Genomic DNA, 17,833 nt, shown 5'->3' with positions numbered 1-17,833 from the left:
CACTGCGGCCGCCCCGAAACCTGGAGCCACCCCACCGCACACGCCCGGAGTCCACTCGACACGGCTCCCAGACCCCACCCGACAACAGCTCGCAGAACTCTAGAACCCACCTGCCCCGACCGCTGCCCCCGTGACCGCTGCCCCAACGACACCTGGCCACCGGCCGGCGTCGCAACCACCACCCGCCAACGCGCCACCGAAAGCCGGAACCGCCCACAACCGCGGTCCCGCCACCGACAGCCAGAGCCCGGCCCCGCGACCACCGCCCCGACAGCCCACCTGCACCGGCAGTCCACCCATCACCGACAGCCGGGAGCCCAACCACCGCCCCTGCAGCCCCGCTGGCCGGCGCGGCCCACCCCACCTGTCAGCTCTGCCTCACGTGAGTGGCCAGGCGTGCACGGGCTCGTTGGCGTGCATCAGGTCCACATAGGTCCGCAGCATGGTCCGCAACGCATCCGCGCGGTCCAGGTGCGTGTGGTCGTAGTGCCGGTGGAACTCCCGCGCCTGCCACGTGGCGCCGTTCACGCCGGTCAGGCACCGCTGCTCGATCACGCCGAGCAGCCGGTCACGCTCGGCCGAGTCCACGCCCCACCTGATCAACCCCTCGTGCGCGAGAGGAAGGAGTCGCCGCAGGACCAGTTCGACCACCGGCACGGTGCCGACGCCCGGCCAGTACATCTGGGCGTCCATGCCGTTGCGGGAGGCCGCGTTGAAGTTCTCCTCGGCCGCCTGGAAGCTCATCTGCGACCACAGTGGACGTTCGTCCTCCGCCAGCGCTCGTACGAGGCCGAAGTACAGGGCCGCGTTGGCGAGGGTGTCCACGATGGTCGGTCCGGCGGGCAGGACGCGATTCTCCACGCGCAGGTGCGGGCGGTCGCGGACCACGTCGTAGACCGGGCGGTTCCAGCGGTAGATGGTGCCGTTGTGGAGCTTCAGCTCGTTCAGCGCCGGGGTGTCGCCCTTGTCCAGGACGGCCAGCGGGTCCTCGTCGTCGGTGATCGGCAGCAGTGCGGGGAAGTAGCGGACGTTCTCCTCGAACAGGTCGAAGATCGAGTTGATCCACCGCTCGCCGAACCACACGCGCGGGCGCACGCCCTGGGCCTTGAGCTCGTCGCCCCGGGTGTCGGTCGCCTGCTGGAACAGGGCGATGCGGGTCTCGCGCCAGAGTTCCTTGCCGAGGAAGAACGGCGAGTTGGCGCCGACCGCGACCTGCACGCCGGCGATGGCCTGGGCCGCGTTCCAGTAGGCGGGGAACTGCTCGGGTGAGACCTGGAGGTGGAGCTGCGTGCTGGTGCAGGCCGCCTCGGGGACGATCGAGCTCGCGGTGAGGTGCAGGCGCTCCACGCCGTCGATCGAGATCTGCAGGTCCTCGCCGCGGGCGGCCAGGACCTGTTCGTTCAACAACGCGTAGCGCGGGTTGCTGGAGAGCAGGTCAGGGGCGATGTGCCGGGAGCGCAACGTCGGCAGGATGCCGTTGATGACCATGTGCGCGCCGACCGCGCGCGCCTTCTCCTCGGCGGAGTTCAGGCTGCGCCGGACCGTTTCCTCGAAGGAGGTGATGCCACCGCCCGCCAGGCGGCGCGGGGCCACGTTGATCTCGATGTTCCACTGGCCGAGCTCGGTCACGAAGTCCGGGTCGTCGATGACGTCCAGGGCCTCGTGGTTCTTCATCGCCGGGTCGCAGTTCTCGTCGATGAGGTTGATCTCGATCTCGAGGCCGGTCATCGGCCGTTCGAAGTCGAACCTCGCCTCACGGAGCATCCGCGCGAACACGTCGAGGCACCGGCGCACCTTCGTGCGGTACCGCGTGCGGTCCTCGCGCGTGAACTCGTGCTTCGCGACGTCCTCGCCCATGGTGGCCTCCCGGCGGTCGAGGGTTCACAACACCACTGTGCACCATGGTTGATCAATCCGACACCCGTGTGTCTTGTTCCCCCGAACAGGACAGGCCGAAACCTCAGTTTCGCGCGGGCACGGCGATCGTGGTGAGCAGGAGCTCGCCCTGCACGAGCCAGCGGCCGTCGAACCCGGCGATCGGGGTGTCGGGCAGCAGGATGCGCGAGTGGAACGTGCCGTCGGCGTTGAGCGTGATGTCGGCGTCCTCGAACCCGAGCCAGCGCTTCGTGACCGGGAACCACGCCTTGTAGGTGGACTCCTTGGCGCTGAACAGCAGGCGGTCCCAGCAGATCTTCGGGTCGTCCGCCTTCAGCCCGGGCATCCTGCGCAGCTCCGCGGGGATCGCGATCGCGCCGAGCACACCGTCCGGCGCCGGCTGGTGCGGTTCGGCGTCGATGCCGATCGTCTCGTAGTCGCTGGACCGCGCGAGCGCCGCGGCCCGGTACCCGGCGCAGTGGGTGAGGCTGCCGACGACACCTGCCGGCCACAGCGGCTCGCGCTTCGGGCCCGGCAGGATCGCGGCCGGTTCGACGTCGAGCGACGCCATCGCCTCGCGGGCGCACGCGCGCACCGTGCTGAACTCGAACCGGCGCTTCGGCACGGAGTTGCCGAGGAGCTCCTCCTCGGCGGGGAAGAGCTCGACGGGGATGTCGTCGTTGTACCGCTCCACCGCCGCGATGGGCGGGGGAAGAAGCTGCTCCAGCACGTCAGGACTCCCGCAGTACGTCGTGCAGCTTCACCCTGGTGGTGCCGCGTGGTTTCCACTCGCGCGGGTAGCCGAGCGAGACCTCGTCGAAGCGCACGCCGTCGTAGCGCGTCGTCCGGGGGATGTGCAGGTGGCCGTAGACCATCTCGACGGCGTTGAACCTGCGGTGCCAGTCCGCCGTGAGAGCGGTCCCGCACCAGAGCGCGAACTCGGGGTAGCGCAGCACGAACGTGGGGTCGCGCACGAGCGGGTAGTGGTTGATCAGCACCGTCGGACCGCTGATCGCGCTGAGCCGCTCCTCGGTCTCGGCCACGCGCGCCTGGCACCAGGCCTCCCGCGACGGGTACGGGTCGGGGTGCAGGAAGTACTCGTCCGTGCACACCACGCCCGCCTCGTGCGCGATGGCGAGCGCCGACTTCACGTCCGTGGCGCCTTGTGGCCTGAAGGAGTAGTCGTAGCCGAGAAACAGTGGACAGACAGTGACGGGTCCCTGGGGACCGTCGAACGTCACGTACGGGTCCTCGGGAGTGATCACGTCCAGGCTGCGGCACAGCTCGACGAGCTGCTTGTAGCGCATCTCGCCACGCGCCTGGTTGGGGTCGTCCTTGGTGGTCCAGAGCTCGTGGTTGCCCGGTGACCAGATCAACTTCGCGAACCTGGGGCGGAGTGTCCGCAGCACCCACTCGATGTCGGCGAACTTCTCGCCGATGTCCCCGGCGATGATCAGCCAGTCGTTCTCGTCAGACGAAGAGAGCGCTTCCACGACATCGCGGTTGTCCTGGTACGAGACGTGCAGGTCGCTGGTGGCCAAGAGCTTCACATGTCGAAGGTAACCGGGTCGTCAACGACTGGATCATTACCGCCCGATTCAGACAGAGAGGTGTCACCCGGTCGTGTCACCAGCCACACGACCGGTTATCCGTTCGTCGCAGACCGTGCGCCACTCGTCTCAACAGGGCGGGCCGCGCATCGCCACCGCACGCCCGTTCATCGCCTTTGATGGCCTACGTACTTACCTGTTTTCTGGCCGCCTTCTTACTGTGAGTGCCATCACCTGACGGAAAAGTCCTGGCGGAGGACCACACCATGACCGACTCACAGTTCGCTCGCACCCCGGACCCGCGACTCGCGCGCCAGGTCCCGCCCCGTCAGGTGCCAGGGCGCCCGGTGCCGGCACGTCAGCCCGCGCCCGGCCAGATGACCGGCCAGGTCCCGGTCACCGCGCGCCAGCCGGTGGGCCAGATGCCGGCCGCCGCACGTCAGCCCGTCGGCCAGGTGCCGGTGCGCTACGGCCAGCCGGTGGACCCGCGCCTCGCGGGCAACCCGTCGTTCCGCCGCACGGTCGGCGCCGAGATCGCCCGGCACGCCCAGCAGCACCAGGCGTACGCCGTGCCGCAGCGCCGCACGACGGCCGAGGACACCGCCCTCGCCACCCTGCTCCGCTCCCGCCAGCGCGCCGAGTCCGCCCGCCAGGACCCGCGGCCCGCCGACGTGGCCCCGCGGACCGACTCCTGGATGCGCTCCACCTCGTGGCCGTCCGGTGAGCACGGCGTCGAGGCCGGACGCGGCGACGTGATCGAGCAGCTGTCGTCGCGGCTGGTCTCCGCGAACCTGTGGGCGCTGGTAGAGCCGCTGATCCCGCCGGCCAAGGTGCGGCGCCAGGGCGGCGGACGTGGCCGGGTGTGCAACCGGTCCGTGTTCACGGCGATCGTGTTCGTGCTGTCGTCCGGCTGCGCCTGGCGGCACCTGCCGGCGTCGTTCGGGGTCACCGTGCCCACCGTGCACCGGCGGTTCCAGGAGTGGACCGACCTGGGCCTGTGGGTCCGGCTCCGGCGGGCCGTGGCCGAGGGTGCCTGCGGGGCCGACGAGGTCGACTGGGTCAGGGCCGTGCTGGACGCCGCCGACCGCCGCGCGGCCAAGGCCGCCAGCTGAGTCTGGGTGCCGGCTGAGTTCGGGTAGTTCAGGGGAGCAAGACCCGCTCAGGGGGAGCAAGATCCGTTCAGGGGGAGCAAGATCCGTTCAGGGGGCAAGGCCCGCCGGAGTCACCTTGGGGGTGGCTCCGGCTTCTTGTTTGCCTGGCTAACGAATGACCGCTCATCGTGCCGGTGGACCGCTCGTCGCGGGTTCAGCGGGCGTTGGGCAGGGGCTGTGCGGGTGTGGGTTGTGCGGGTGCGGGTTGCGCTGGCTGGTTCCGGTTCCAGCGGGGTGGCCGGGTTGCTCGGGTTGGTCGCGTTGAGTTGGTGGTCGCTCAGGCATTGACGGGCGTGGTTGAGTCATCGCCGCTGGCGCGTCGATAGAGATTGGGGCTTGACTTCGGTGCCCTTGCGAGGCGCTGGACGGACCGGAAAAGGCCGGGAAGAACGCCCGGCCGAGCCACAAGTGGTAGCACCTCGCACCCAAAGTCAAGCCCCAATCTCTTCGCGTGCGTGGCTGAGTTGGGTGGGCGCGTCACCACACCGGTTTGACGGCGGTGAGAGGGACGGACGCCTCGCCTTCGGCATTGCGTTGGGTCCTGGCTGGGCTCGGCTGCGCCATTGCCCTGAGCGCGCGCTCGGTCGGGCTCGCCTTCGGCTTCGCCAGGCCCTAAAGCCATTGGTGACCTGGTCTTGCCCAGACCCGTCTTGCCCAGACCCGGTTTCCGCGCTCTGCTACCCGCTCGCTCGCCAGCCGCTCATCGCGCTCAGCCGGACTGTCAGACCCTCTGAGTACGTTGGGTCGCGGGGGAGCCAACATCGAAGGGGACCCCTGCGCAAGCCTGCGGTCTTGCCTGCGGTCGTGCGCGCTGCGGGGACGGCTGCCCCGCGCGGGTCACATGCCGTTGATGCCCGCGTGGTACTTGGGGACGCGGACCGTGATCTTCGTGCCCAGCCCGCAGGCCGTCTCGACCACCAGGCCGTACTCGTCGCCGTAGACGCGGCGCAGGCGTTCGTCGATGTTGCCCAGGCCGATGCCCGCCGACTCGTCCACCTGGCCCGCGAGGGTGCGGCGGAGCTTCTCGGGGTCCATGCCGATGCCGTCGTCCTCGATCGTGATGTGGGCTTCGGCGCCGCCGTCGTTGGCGTAGATCTGGATGTGGCCCGGTTCCACCTTGCCCTCCATGCCGTGCCGGACCGCGTTCTCCACCAGCGGCTGGAGGCAGAGGAACGGGACCGTCACCGGGAGGACTTCCGGGGCGACCTGGAGGGTGACCTTGAGGCGTTCGCCGAAGCGGGCTCGTTCCAGGGCCAGGTACTGGTCGATCGAGCGCAGCTCCTCGGCGAGTGTCGTGAAGTCGCCGTGGCGGCGGAACGAGTAGCGCGTGAAGTCGGCGAAGTCCAGCAGGAGGGTGCGGGCGCGCTCCGGGTTGGTGCGGACGTAGGAGGCGATGGCGGAGAGCGAGTTGTAGATGAAGTGCGGGGAGATCTGGGCCCGCAGGGCTCGCACCTCGGCTTCCACCAGGCGGGTCCGGGAGCGGTCGAGCTCGGCCAGTTCCAGCTGGCCCGCCGCCCAGCGGGCCACCTGGTTGGTGGCACGGACCAGGCCCGCCGAGGCCTCGCGGGAGTAGGCGGCGAGGGTGCCCACCACCCGGCCCTCGACGGTCAGGGGTGCCACGACGGCGCAGTTGATCGGGCAGTTCGGTTCCGAGCAGCCGATGTCGAACGCCTGGGTGCGGCCCGTGTGGAAGACGTCCTCCGCCTGTGCCATCGCGTCGGCCGCGTGGTGGTCGGAGACGCCCTCCCAGGCGACCACCTCGGTCTCGTCGGTCAAAGCCAGGGCCGGCGTGTCGAGCAAGGTGCGGAGGTGCCTGGCGGACTTCTTCGCCGCGTCCGGGACGAGGCCCGCGCGCAACGGCGGGGCCGCCGACCAGGCCGTGTGGAGGGTTTCGTAGGTGACGCGCTGGGCCTCGGTGGAGAGCTGCTGCTTGTTGCGCGTGCCTCGCCACAGGACGAGGACCGCTGCTCCGCCGACGATCAGGATCGCGGCCGCGGTGAGGAAGTCTTGCATCGGGGCGTCACCTTCTAGCTTCGCTCGTCGGCCTGGGAGTTGCCGGAGCCGTCGAGCCCGAGGTTCTCGGGCGCGTGGAGCTTGACCATCGTCTGCTGCACGCCCGGCGGTGTGTGGCGCTGGGTGAGCAGCGAGACGACGTACATCACGGTGAAGCCGAGGGGGACCGTCCACGCGGCGGGACGGGACAGCAGGATCTCGTACCAGGCGTCGCCGGTGTCGGCGAACATCGTGACCAGGCCCGCGGTCAGGGCGGGGACGCCGCCAGCGAGCATGCCGGCGATGGCGCCGATGGTGGTCGTCCTGGTCGACCAGATGCCGAGCATGAGCAACGGGCACAACGACGACGCGGCCACGGCGAACGCCAGGCCGACCATGTCCGCGACGGGCATCCCGGTCGACACGAACGTCATCGCGAGCGGAACGAGGCCCGCCAGGACCGTGGAGATGCGGAAGCCGCGCACACCGCCGAGACGCAGCACGTCCTGGGAGAGCACGCCCGCGAGCGACACCACCAGGCCCGACGAGGTGGAGAGGAACGCCGCGAACGCGCCGCCCGCCACCAGCGCGCCCAGGAGCTGGCCGCCGATGCCGTCGATCATCCGGGTGGGCAGGACGAGCACCACGGCGTCGGTCTGGCCCGTCATCAGCAGCTCGGGTGTGTAGAGGCGGCCGAGCGCGCCGTACATCGGCGGCATCAGGTAGAAGACCGACAGCAGGCCCAGCACGATCAACGTCGTGCGGCGCGCCGCCGTGCCGTTCGGGTTGGTGTAGAAGCGCACGATCACGTGCGGCAGGCCCATGGTGCCGAGGAACGTCGCGATGATCAGCGAGTACGCGCCGTACAACGGGAAGTCCTGGCCGCTCGACATCGGCAGCGACCACATCTCGTTGGTGTTGTGCTCCATCGTGGACAGGTGGGGGACCGGCGCGTCCTTCGGGAACGTGAACTCCGAGCCCTGCCCGATGCGGTGGTAGCCGTCGACGAGCGTGAACCCGGCGTTCTCGATCTTCACGTCGTCGATCTGGCCGGTGCCCTTCACGTAGATGGACTTCTCGGCGTGGATCATCGTCGTGCGCTGGAACGCGACCTCGGTGTCCTGCCGGAACGTCGGGTACTCGGGCCTCGTCAGCGAGTCGGCGCCCTGCACCTGCCACGCCACGATCAGGAACGCGATCGGCACGGTGATCGCGGTGAGCTTGAGCCAGTACTGGAACGCCTGCACGAACGTGATCGACCGCATCCCGCCGGACATCACGTTCGCGGTCACGACCGCCGTGACGATCAGCGCGCCCACCCAGTCCGGCGCGCCCGTCACCGTGTTCAGCGTCAGGCCCGCGCCTTCCAGCTGCGGCAGCAGGTACAGCCAGCCGATCGCCAGCGCCAGGATCGACGCCACCACGCGCACGCCCCGCGAGCGGAAGCGCGCCTCGGCGAAGTCGGGCAGCGTGTACGCGCCGGAACGGCGCAGCGGCGCCGCGACCATCGTCAGCAGCACCAGGTACCCGGCGGTGTAGCCGACCGGGAACCACAGCATGTCCGGCCCGTAGGCGAAGATCAGCCCGGCGATGCCGACGAAAGACGCCGCCGACAGGTACTCGCCGCCGATCGCGGAGGCGTTCCACCACGGCGACACCGTGCGCGAGGCGACGTAGAAGTCGGACGTGGTGCGGGAGACCCGCAGTCCGTAGGTGCCGACCAGGATCGTGCCGAGCGCGACGACCACCACGGCCACGATGGCGTAACCACTGGTCATGGACGTTCGACCAGCTCCGCGAACTCGCGCTCACTGCGTTCGGCCTGCCGCACGTAGAACCAGCCGGCCAGCAGCAGCATCGGGCACGTCGCCACGCACAGCAGGAACCACGGCAGCCCGAGCCCGAGGATCCGGAACCTGCCGAGCTCCGGTTCGATCGCGAACAGCAGCGGCAGCAGGCCCAGCGCGCCGCACGCCACCAGGCAGACCGACAGGCCCAGCTGCCGTTGCGCGCGGATCAGCGTGCGCATGTACACGGCGCCGAGCTCGCTCTGCTCGTTGATCTCCCGCGTGCCCGAGTAGGGGCGCCGCGCGCGGGGTGCCCGCGTGCGTGGACTCGTCACCACCACGCGCTGGGTCGGTTTCGGGTCCGGCCGCGGAGGTGGCGGCGTCGTCACGACCCCAGCCCGTTCCTCGGTTGCAGGACGCCGGCGGACGCGGCCTGACCCGCGACGGGCGTGGGCCGGGCGCGGCGCACGAGCAGCTGGCGCAGGTGCCGGGCGTGGCGGCGGCTGACCGGCAGCACCGCGCCGCCGATCGTGACGCTCAGGTGCCCGTCCTCCAGCCGCAGCTCGTCGATGTGGCCGAGCGAGACCAGGTGGCTGCGGTGGATGCGCACGAAACCCGCGCTGCGCCACCGTTCCTCGAGGCCGTTGAGCGCCGCGCGGACCAGGCCGCTGCCGGTCGCGGTGTGCAGGCGGGCGTAGTCGCCGTGCGCCTCCACGTACCGGATGTCGGCGAGGCGGATGAAGCGGGTGACACCGCCGAGCTCGACGGGGATGACCTCGTCACCCATCTCCGGCGGCGTGGCGTTGGCCTGCTGCTGCACCGGCGCGGGCGTGGCGGGTTCGGCGGCGGCCGCCTTGGAGTCCCAGACCTCGTGCACGATGCGGTGCACGGACTCCGCGAGCCGCTCCGGCCGCACGGGCTTGAGCAGGTAGTCGAGGGCCTTGAGCTCGAACGCCTCCACGGCGGGCTGCTGGTGCGCCGTCACGAACACGACGGGCGGCGGCTGCGCGAACCGCGACAGCACGCGGGCGAGATCGAGACCGTCGAGCCCCGGCATGCGGATGTCGAGGAACACCGCGTCCAACGGCTGCCCGGCGTCCATCGCGCGGTGCAGCACGCGAAGCGCCTTGGTGGCGTCGGTGACCGCCTCCACGTGGGCGATGCGCGGATCGGAGCGCAACAGGTACGTGAGGTCTTCCAGGGCGGGCGCCTCGTCGTCGACGGCGAGCACCCGCAGCGAGCGCTCGAGGCTGCCACGTCGATCCGGCCCCTCGCAGATGGGGCAGGGCAGACCTGAGGTCATTCGAGATCGAGTCCAAACTGTGTACGGCCGATCCTCACGTGGCGGCGATTAGACCACGCTCGGTCATCGCGCGCCTGGTGAGCCGAGGGCGTCGGATACGCGATCATGCCCCCTCACGGAGGGTGACCCACCGCGGGGGTCCGGTCGCACTGCGTGTGCACCGCGTGTGACCCCCTCCTGCGCGCGCAACCCCGAACGGCCGCATCATCCGCCAGGGGGAGGACGTGCGGAAACCCTCCGATCGGGTGTGTCTCGGATAGGAGACCGATGCCGCTATCACGCAGCGTGCAGTTGCCTGGTCAGGCACGTCGTCCGCTTTTGTCAGTCAACAAGGCGGCGACGGGGGAAGGGCGAACGCGGTGGCTAGGGCTGCCGGAGCGTCCGGGGCTGGGCGGCGAGGGCGTCACCGAGCGTGATCTCCAGCTCGATGAACGACTCCTCGGCGCGCCGGGCGGCCACGCTCACGGACGCGGCGGCGGCGGGACCGATCAACCTGCGGGTGGGGCCGCGCAACGCCTGGATCGCCTCGGACCACTGGTTCGAGAGCTTGGCGAGACCGCTCAGCGTGTCCACGAGCTGCTCGGTGTTGTCCGGCGGTGACGCGACGATCTCCGCCAGCCGGTCGCGCAAGGCGTCCAGTGCCGGGTCCACTTCACTCCTCCAGCCGGGCTGCGCCAGGAATTCCTCCCACTGGGCATCACCATATCCCGCCCTCAGTGGTGCAGCGCAATGATGTTGCCCCCAACGGCGTCGCGCGGTCAATCGATTGCGCATTCCGTCTCAATTGGTGCTTGTCTCAACTGGGAAATGTGTGTGCTTTCAACTATTCGGCGGGTTTCCCGACGTCACGTAGGGTACGCGGCTCCTAAACGCGGCATTGGTGTTACGTCGTCCGCTGTGCGGATGAACTCATTTGTCGTAGTACCTGGCCCGTTTGTGGCGGAGCGGAGGTGATAAGACTGGAGCTCGGGCCGATCTGGGGGATCGCATGAAGTACTTCGTCGTTGAGGACATCCGCTCGGAAGTACAGGCGGTGGTCCGCACCGGGGCGCGGGGTGAGCAGATCCACGTCGGGGCCGCCGGTTGGGTGCCGTCGAGCATGTTCCGGTACCTGAAGCACGTGGGCGCGCCCGACGCGGCCCGTCCCGTGGCGGAGGAGGAGGCCGAGGCGGTCATCGCCGCGAGGCCCGCCCGACGGTGCTTCCGCGTGCTGTCCGTGGAGGGGCGGAACCTGCCGTTCGCGGTGGTCAGCGTGGATGGCGACCGCGAGGAGGTCTTCACCCGCGAGTTGCGGTGGGAGCGGACGGCACTGCTGGCGAGCCTCGAGCACCGCCGCGGTCTCCGGGTCGAGGAGATCGCGCAGCCGCCCTCGGCGAGCTTCGAGGCCTACCGCCTCGCGCACGCGCAGCGGACGTTCCTGCAGAACCACCGCTGGGAGGCGGGCCGCTACCACGCGATCTTCCGCGGCTTCCGGGAGGCGCTCGACCTGACGAACGCGTTCGCGCTCGTCAGGGGCGACGCCTGGGTGGAGCACGCCTACCAGGGCGGCGAGTGGCAGCAGTGCTCGCTGCTGAGGGGCATCGGCAACGGCGGCAACACCTACGAGGAGCTGCCGATCAGCCCGGACGAGGCGCGCTTGCTGATGGCGCGCCTCGACGAACGCCGGCTCAGAGACGACCCACGTCGGTGATCGTCACGACCGCCTCGCCCAGCTCGTCCGACGCCGCCAGGTCGACCTCGGCGTTGAAGCCCCAGTCCTTGTCCCCGGCCGGGTCCTCGAAGATCTGCCGGCACACCCAGCGCTCGCGTTCCACGTTGATGATCAGGAACGCCGGGCCGCGCGCGTTCGGGCCCGCGCCGAGGTCCGCGTGCTCCTCGAAGTACGGCTCCAGCGCGTCCATCCACTCCTTGGCCGTCCAGCCCGACTCGTGGTCGAGCTCGCCGAGGGAGTACCAGTCGCGCTTGGCGGCCAGCTCCACGCGCCGGAACAGCGCGTTGCGGACCAGGACGCGGAACGCGCGGACGTTGCGGGTGACGGCCGGCGGCAGGTCGACGCGGACCTCCGGGGCGGCCTCGTCGCCGGGGTTGGTGAGCTTCTCCCACTCGTCGATCAGCGACGAGTCGACCTGGCGGACGAGCTCGCCGAGCCACGAGATCAGGTCCTGCAGCTCCTCGGTCTTCGCCTCGTCCGGGACGGTCTGCGACAACGCCTTGTAGGCGTCGGCGAGGTAGCGCAGCACCAGGCCCTCGGAGCGGGCCAGGCCGTAGAACGCCACGTACTCGCTGAACGTCATCGCGCGCTCGTACATGTCGCGCACGACGGCCTTGGGGGAGAGGTGGTAGTCGCCGACCCACGGGTGGCCGCGGCGGTAGGTGAAGAACGCGGCTTCCAGCAGGTCGTTCAGCGGCTTCGGGTACGTGACCTCCTCCAGCAGCTCCATCCGCTGGTCGTACTCGATGCCGTCGGCCTTCATCGCGCCGATCGCCTCGCCGCGCGCCTTGTGCTCCTGCGCGCCCAGGATCTGCCGCGGGTCGTCGAGGATGGACTCGATCACCGACAGGACGTCGAGCTCGTAGCCCGGCGCCTCGCGGTCGAGCAGCTCGATGGCGGCCAGCGCGAACGGCGACAGCGGCTGGTTCAGCGCGAAGTTGAACTGCAGGTCCATCGTGAGGCGGAAGTCGTCGCCGTCGCGTTCCACGACACCGGCCGCGACCAGCGCCTTGTACATCGCCAGCGCGCGCTTGATGTGCCTGAGCTGCTTCGGGCGGTCCTCGTGGTTGTCCTCCAGGAGGTGCCGCATCGCCTGGAACGCGCCACCGGCGGGCCGGCCGATCACGTTCAGCAGCATCGCGTGCGAGACCTGGAACGACGACGTCAGCGGCTCCGGTTCGGCGCCGACGAGCCGTTCGAACGTCGACTCGCTCCACGACACGAAGCCGTCCGGGGCCTTCTTGCGCACGACCTTGCGGCGCTTCTTCGGGTCGTCGCCCGCCTTGGCGAGCGCCTTGATGTTCTCGACCTCGTGCTCCGGCGCCTGCACGACGACGGTGCCGACGGTGTCGTAGCCCGCGCGGCCCGCCCGCCCGGCGATCTGGTGGAACTCACGGGCCTTGAGGATGCGTGTGCGCGTGCCGTCGTACTTCGAGAGAGCGGTGAACACGACCGTGCGGATCGGCACGTTGATGCCGACGCCGAGGGTGTCCGTGCCGCAGATGACCTTCAGCAGACCGGCCTGCGCGAGCTGCTCGACCAGGCGGCGGTACTTCGGCAGCATGCCGGCGTGGTGCACGCCGATGCCGTGCCGCACCAGTCGCGACAGCGTCTTGCCGAACCCGGACGAGAAGCGGAAGTTGCCGATCGTGGAGGCGATCTCCTCCTTCTCGGCCTTCGTCGCCACGTTGACGCTCATCAGCGACTGCGCGCGTTCCAGCGCGGCGGCCTGCGTGAAGTGCACGACGTAGATAGGCGCCTCACGGCCGTGCAGCAGGTCTTCGATCGTCTCGTGCAACGGCGTGGTGACGTACTGGAAGTTCAACGGCACCGGGCGTTGTGCCGAACGGACCACCGCCGTCGGGCGGCCGGTGCGGCGCGTCAGGTCCTTCTCGAAGAACGAGACGTCGCCCAGCGTCGCCGACATCAGCAGGAACTGCGCCTGCGGCAGCTCGATGATCGGGACCTGCCAGGCCCAGCCGCGGTCGGGCTCGCTGTAGAAGTGGAACTCGTCCATCACGACCTGGCCGACGTCGGCGTCGGTTCCGTCGCGCAGCGCGATGTTCGCGAGGATCTCGGCGGTGCAGCAGATGATGGGCGCCTGGTCGTTGACGCTGGCGTCGCCGGTCATCATGCCGACGTTCTCCGGCCCGAACACCTCGCAGAGCGCGAAGAACTTCTCCGAGACCAGCGCCTTGATGGGCGCGGTGTAGAAGCTGCGCTGGTTGCCCGCCATCGCGACCAGGTGGGCGCCGATGGCCACCAGGCTCTTGCCGGACCCCGTGGGGGTGCTGAGGATGACGTTCGCGCCCGAGACGAGCTCGATGACCGCTTCCTCCTGCGCCGGGTACAGCGCCAGGCCGCGCTCGGTCGCCCAGGTGGAGAAAGCGTCGAACAGTTCGTCTTCGTCGGCGATCGAGGTGAGCCGGTCCGTGAGTGCAGTCATCGCAGGTGAACTATAGGTGGTACGCGTATTCGGTGAACTCCCAGTCGGTCACGAACCGCTGGAACCGGGCCACCTCCTCCCACTTGAAGTCCACATAGGACCGCACGAAGTCCTTGCCCAGCACGTCGACCATCGCCGTGTCCTCCTCCAGGTAGGCGAGGGCGTCCGGCAGCGTCGCGGGCAGGGTGGGGGCCTTCGACGGGTCGTAGCCGTAGCCCGCGGACGGCCGCGGCGGCTCGATCTGGTCGCGAATCCCCAGGTAGGTGGCGGCGATCAGGCCGGCGATGCCGAGGTACGGGTTCGCGCTCGCGTCCCCGAGGCGCAGTTCGAGGCGGGTGGTCTCGCCCCGTTCGGCCGGCACCCGGAGCATCGCGCTGCGGTTGTCGAGACCCCAGTCGATCAGCCACGGCGCGAGCGAGTCCGGCCCGAACCGCTTGTAGGAGTTGACCGTGGGGTTGAGCAGCGCGGCCAGGGCCGGGGCGTGCTTGAGGATGCCGCCGATGGCCCAGCGCGCCTCGTCCGACAGGCCGCTGCTCGTGCCCGGCGCCTGGAACGCGTTGCGGCCGTCCTTCTCGTGGCACGACAGGTGCAGGTGGAACCCGCTGCCGCCGCCGTCGTTGAACGGCTTCGCCATGAACGTCGCGAGCCTGCCCTCCCTGCGCGCGAGTTCTTTCACGCTCGTCTTGAACCGGAACGCGCGATCGGCCGCGTCCATGGCGGGCGAATGGACGAGGTTGATTTCGAACTGCCCGCCGGCGTACTCGTGGTTGCCGCCGGTCGTCTGAAGGCCCGCGCTGGAGAGCGTCCGAAGAGTTCTCAACAGATGACCGTCTGAATCGCCGCGACGGCCGGTCGCGTAGACGTTGCCCGGCTCATCGCAGTACGGGCGCCACCCGTTCGGGCGATCTTCGTCCGGTTCGCACAGAAAATATTCCAGCTCGGGACCGACCACCGGGCTCAACCCAGTGGTCTCGAATATTTCCAGGGCCCTGCGCAGCACCTGCCGCGGCGATTCGTCCACGGGCCTTTCGTCCGCGGGGCTGACGGCGTCGCCGATGCACCACGCCACGCCCGGCTCCCACGGAATCGGGAGCAGCGTGTCGAGGTCCGGGACCACGATCACGTCGGGCAGCCCGGCGTCGAGCACACCCCCGTTCTCCGTGGTCTGACCACCGGGCGTGGTGCTGTACACGGCCCGGCAGAACGACAGCCCGCGCTGAATCACCGCAGGTAGATGCTCTACGAGGACGTCACGGCCCCGATCGGTGCCGAGCAGGTCTGGGAACACGACGCGCACGACGTCGATCCCTTCCTCGCCGAGTCTCGCCGCGAGTTCCCGTGTCACCTGTTCACCGACCACGTCGAACTACCTTTCCGGCACAGTGTGTCGCTGACGCGGAGGGGATAACGTTGAGGGGCAAACGCTATCGACCGCTCCGTGGAGCAAAGACCAGTCGGTGCTCCGCACTCATCGTCCACCACCGGGCAACAGTCCGTAACTGGACGGGTGACGACCGTCACGAGATCATGCACGATGTGGGATCGTGATCAAAGAGGTTGCGGATCGACTCGCACCACATCACAGACATAGTTCGGAACCGCAAGTATTGTGCCGGGAACACCTGAGGTCCGAGCACGGGAGACTTTGAGTTGTCTGGTCACCACACGATTGCCGAGACCGAGAAAGCCGTCCAGGCGAAGCTCGGTGCGGTGCCGCTGCATCGCGAGCAGATGGCGGCGGTGTCGAACATCCACCGCGCAGCCACCGCGATCCGGCAGCACCTGGAGAACTCGGTGCTGCGCACCAGCGATCTGACCTGGACCGGCTTCGTCGTGCTCTGGGTCGTGTGGATCTGGGGCGAGATGGAGACGCGGTACGTCGCCGAGGAGGCCGGGATCTCCAAGGGGACCCTGACCGGCGTCGCCAAGACGTTGCAGTCGCGCGGGCTGCTGGAACGTCTCGGGCACCCGACCGACGGGCGGCTGGCCGTTCTGCGGCTCACCCCCGAGGGTGAAGAACTGATGGCCGACCTCTTCCCCAAGTTCAACGAGGAAGAGGTGTTCGTCTCGGATCCGCTGGAGTCCTCCGAGGCTCAGTCGCTGGCGGAGATGTTGCGGCGGATGGTCACGCACCTCGAGGCCAACGGGGAGCAGCGGCGGCTGGACCTGCGCGGGGACACGCCGTTGCCGCCGCGGCGGTCCGGGCGGCGGGCCAAGCACGGCTAGAGGTTGTGCTGCTTGTGTGGGCGACTCACCGGGGGTGAGTCGCCCATTCGGCGTTGGGGCTGTGAGTTCGGGCGGGTTCCCGTCACGTCACCAGTGCGGTGGTCCGGTTGGGTGCAAAGACTTTGACGGGCGTGGTTGAGTCATCGCCGCTTCGCGTCGATAGAGATTGGGGCTTGACTTCGGGGCCCTTGCGAGGCGCTGGACGGACCGGAAAAGGCCGGGAAGAACGCCCGGCCGAGCCACAAGTGGTAGCACCTCGCACCCAAAGTCAAGCCCCAATCTCTTCGGGTGCGTGGCTGAGTTGGGTGGGCGCGTCACCACACCGGCTTGACGGCGGTGAGAGAGAAGGACGCCTCGCCTTCGGCATTGCGTTGGGTCTTGGCCGAGCTCGGCTACGCCATCGCGAAGCTTGCGCTCATACGAGCTCGCCTTCGGCTCGTCAGAGCAGGCTGAGCACACGTGCGTGGAGCGTGTCCAGGTAGTCCTCGGACTCCGGCTTCATCAGCACGCTCCGCAGCACCCGAGCCCCGTCCGCATCGGCGGTGATGCCGGGGTGCCGTGCCTCGAAGGCGGCCTTGGAGGCACGGGCCACGCTCAGGAAGATCGGGTCCTCCGGTGCGTTCATGCCCGTGTCCATGACCCGGTGCGAGGCGGCGTCGATGGCCGAGAGCGTGCGGGGGTCCGTGCGCGGGAAGTACGTCACGATGTCCAGTTCGGGCTCCTGGTAGAGCTCGAGCTCTTCGGACTCGCGGATCATCGACGCCCAGCGGACGGCTGCCCGGCGGCCGGCTGCCAGGACCTCGCCCAGTCCGTCACGTGTCAACGGGAGTAGACGAAGGGTTAGCCAGAGGCCGGCTGCGGCGGCGCCTGCTCGGGAGCATTCCAGGCTGATCTCGCCCAGGTGGAGCTCGTCCGAGGTGAAGTAGGTGTACGGGGAGTCGTGCAGGTAGAAGCGGCCCACCTCGGGGTCCTTGAAGAGGACCGCTCCGCAGCCGTACGGCTGCAGGCCGTGCTTGTGCGGGTCGACGACCACCGAGTCGCAGTCGGCGATCGCGTTCCAGGGTTCGGGGGCCAGGTCGGTGCCGGCGAGGAGGGTGAAGAAGCCTCCGTAGGCGCCGTCCACGTGGACCCTGGCGTCGTAGCGGCGGGTCAGTTCGCGAACCTCGTGGACCGGTTCGACGGCGCCCAGGGCGGTGGTGCCCGGGGTGACCACCACGGTGCCGACCTTGCCCGTTTTGAGCAGGGCTTCCAGGGCGTCGAGGTCCATGCGGCCCCTGGAGTCCGCGGGAACGGCGTGGCCCTCCATGTTGAGGACGCCGCACATCCTGGAGTGCGTGTAGTGGGCCTCTGAGGAGTAGGCGATGCCTTTCGAAGGGTGCAGGGAGCGGGCTACGAAGAGGGCCTCCAGGTTGGCGATGGTGCCGCTGGAGGTGAGGTGGCCCAGGTGCTGGGAGGTGTAGCCGAACATCCGCGCCAGGTCGGCGACGACCTCGCGTTCCATGGTGGCGGTGGCCGGGCCGCCGTCCAGGGCGTGGTTGTTCGGGTTGATCAGCATGGCGCTGAGGTAGCCGACCACCGCCGCCGGGTGCGGGGGCTTGAGCATCTGGCCCGCGTAGCGCGGGTGGAAGAACGGGTAGTTGTCGCGCAGGCGGTCCTGGAGTTCGGCCAGCGCCGAGCCGAAGAGGGTCGGGTCGACCTGCAGTGACGAGTGGGGCGTGAAGGTGCCGTAGTCGGCCGTCCACTTCTCGTGGTTGGCCAGGGCCTCGTTCAGCCAGTGTTGAAGGTCCACCGC

The 17,833-nt window shown here is 69.3% G+C and carries 13 protein-coding genes and 1 pseudogene; 3 read left to right on the top strand and 11 right to left on the bottom strand.

The genetic code is table 11. The features are described 5' to 3' along the window. Positions 1-378 precede the first annotated feature (378 nt). The 3 genes from ACQEU1_RS12960 to ACQEU1_RS12950 all read right to left on the bottom strand — a co-directional run bounded on the left by ACQEU1_RS12960 (position 379) and on the right by ACQEU1_RS12950 (position 3,425). A complete protein-coding gene (locus ACQEU1_RS12960) occupies positions 379-1,857 on the bottom strand; it encodes a glutamate--cysteine ligase (RefSeq protein ID WP_433199910.1) in 1,479 nt (492 codons plus the stop codon). A 103-nt stretch (positions 1,858-1,960) separates the two neighbouring features. Next, on the bottom strand, positions 1,961-2,605 hold the full coding sequence (locus ACQEU1_RS12955) for a 4'-phosphopantetheinyl transferase family protein (protein ID WP_433199907.1): 645 nt from the start codon (positions 2,603-2,605) through the stop codon (positions 1,961-1,963). 1 nt (position 2,606) lies between these two features. Next, a complete protein-coding gene (locus tag ACQEU1_RS12950) occupies positions 2,607-3,425 on the bottom strand; it encodes a metallophosphoesterase family protein (protein WP_433199904.1) in 819 nt (272 codons plus the stop codon). 752 nt (positions 3,426-4,177) lie between these two features. Here ACQEU1_RS12950 and ACQEU1_RS12945 point away from each other — a divergent pair. After that, positions 4,178-4,534 (top strand): annotated as a pseudogene (locus tag ACQEU1_RS12945) (transposase); the annotation flags it as partial. Between the two features lie 879 nt (positions 4,535-5,413). Here ACQEU1_RS12945 and ACQEU1_RS12940 read toward each other — a convergent pair. The 5 genes from ACQEU1_RS12940 to ACQEU1_RS12920 all read right to left on the bottom strand — a co-directional run bounded on the left by ACQEU1_RS12940 (position 5,414) and on the right by ACQEU1_RS12920 (position 10,309). Next, positions 5,414-6,589, bottom strand: a complete 1,176-nt coding sequence (locus ACQEU1_RS12940; protein ID WP_433199901.1) for a sensor histidine kinase — start codon at positions 6,587-6,589, stop codon at positions 5,414-5,416. A gap of 14 nt (positions 6,590-6,603) precedes the next feature. Further along, positions 6,604-8,346: a cation acetate symporter gene (locus tag ACQEU1_RS12935; RefSeq protein ID WP_433199898.1), complete on the bottom strand. Its 1,743-nt coding sequence runs from the start codon at positions 8,344-8,346 to the stop codon at positions 6,604-6,606. Further along, the gene (locus ACQEU1_RS12930; protein WP_433199895.1) at positions 8,343-8,744 is read right to left on the bottom strand and encodes a hypothetical protein; all 402 of its coding nucleotides are present in this window, start codon (positions 8,742-8,744) and stop codon (positions 8,343-8,345) included. Before ACQEU1_RS12930 ends, ACQEU1_RS12935 begins: the two co-directional genes overlap by 4 nt. After that, on the bottom strand, positions 8,741-9,658 hold the full coding sequence (locus ACQEU1_RS12925) for a LytR/AlgR family response regulator transcription factor (protein WP_433199892.1): 918 nt from the start codon (positions 9,656-9,658) through the stop codon (positions 8,741-8,743). The genes ACQEU1_RS12930 and ACQEU1_RS12925 overlap by 4 nt, the downstream gene beginning before the upstream one ends. Before the next feature lie 363 nt (positions 9,659-10,021). Beyond that, complete coding sequence (locus ACQEU1_RS12920) at positions 10,022-10,309, bottom strand: hypothetical protein (RefSeq protein WP_433199889.1); 288 nt, start codon at positions 10,307-10,309, stop codon at positions 10,022-10,024. Positions 10,310-10,646: 337 nt separating this feature from the next. On the opposite strand from ACQEU1_RS12920, the gene ACQEU1_RS12915 reads away from it, so the two are divergent. Then, positions 10,647-11,348 (top strand): hypothetical protein, encoded by a 702-nt coding sequence (locus tag ACQEU1_RS12915; RefSeq protein WP_433199886.1) that lies wholly within the window; start codon positions 10,647-10,649, stop codon positions 11,346-11,348. Here ACQEU1_RS12915 and ACQEU1_RS12910 read toward each other — a convergent pair. After that, the gene (locus tag ACQEU1_RS12910) at positions 11,326-13,815 is read right to left on the bottom strand and encodes a DEAD/DEAH box helicase (RefSeq protein ID WP_433199883.1); all 2,490 of its coding nucleotides are present in this window, start codon (positions 13,813-13,815) and stop codon (positions 11,326-11,328) included. The two genes, ACQEU1_RS12915 and ACQEU1_RS12910, sit on opposite strands and share 23 nt — an antisense overlap. Positions 13,816-13,825: 10 nt before the next feature. Beyond that, entirely contained in the window at positions 13,826-15,160 is a 1,335-nt protein-coding gene (locus ACQEU1_RS12905) for a glutamine synthetase family protein (protein WP_433199880.1), read from the bottom strand. A gap of 305 nt (positions 15,161-15,465) precedes the next feature. Between ACQEU1_RS12905 and ACQEU1_RS12900 the strand changes: the two genes are divergently transcribed. Next, a complete protein-coding gene (locus ACQEU1_RS12900) occupies positions 15,466-16,041 on the top strand; it encodes a MarR family winged helix-turn-helix transcriptional regulator (protein WP_030474059.1) in 576 nt (191 codons plus the stop codon). Positions 16,042-16,480: 439 nt separating this feature from the next. Here the strand turns inward: ACQEU1_RS12900 and ACQEU1_RS12895 are convergent, their stop codons facing one another. Further along, positions 16,481-17,830 carry a pyridoxal phosphate-dependent decarboxylase family protein gene (locus ACQEU1_RS12895; protein WP_433199875.1) on the bottom strand — a complete coding sequence of 450 codons (1,350 nt, stop codon included), beginning with the start codon at positions 17,828-17,830 and terminating at the stop codon, positions 16,481-16,483. Positions 17,831-17,833 lie beyond the last annotated feature (3 nt).

Origin of the sequence: Lentzea sp. CA-135723 (genome assembly GCF_050936595.1) — a bacterium.
Taxonomy (GTDB): domain Bacteria; phylum Actinomycetota; class Actinomycetes; order Mycobacteriales; family Pseudonocardiaceae; genus Lentzea.
This window is presented reverse-complemented; position numbering and strand designations above follow the sequence as displayed.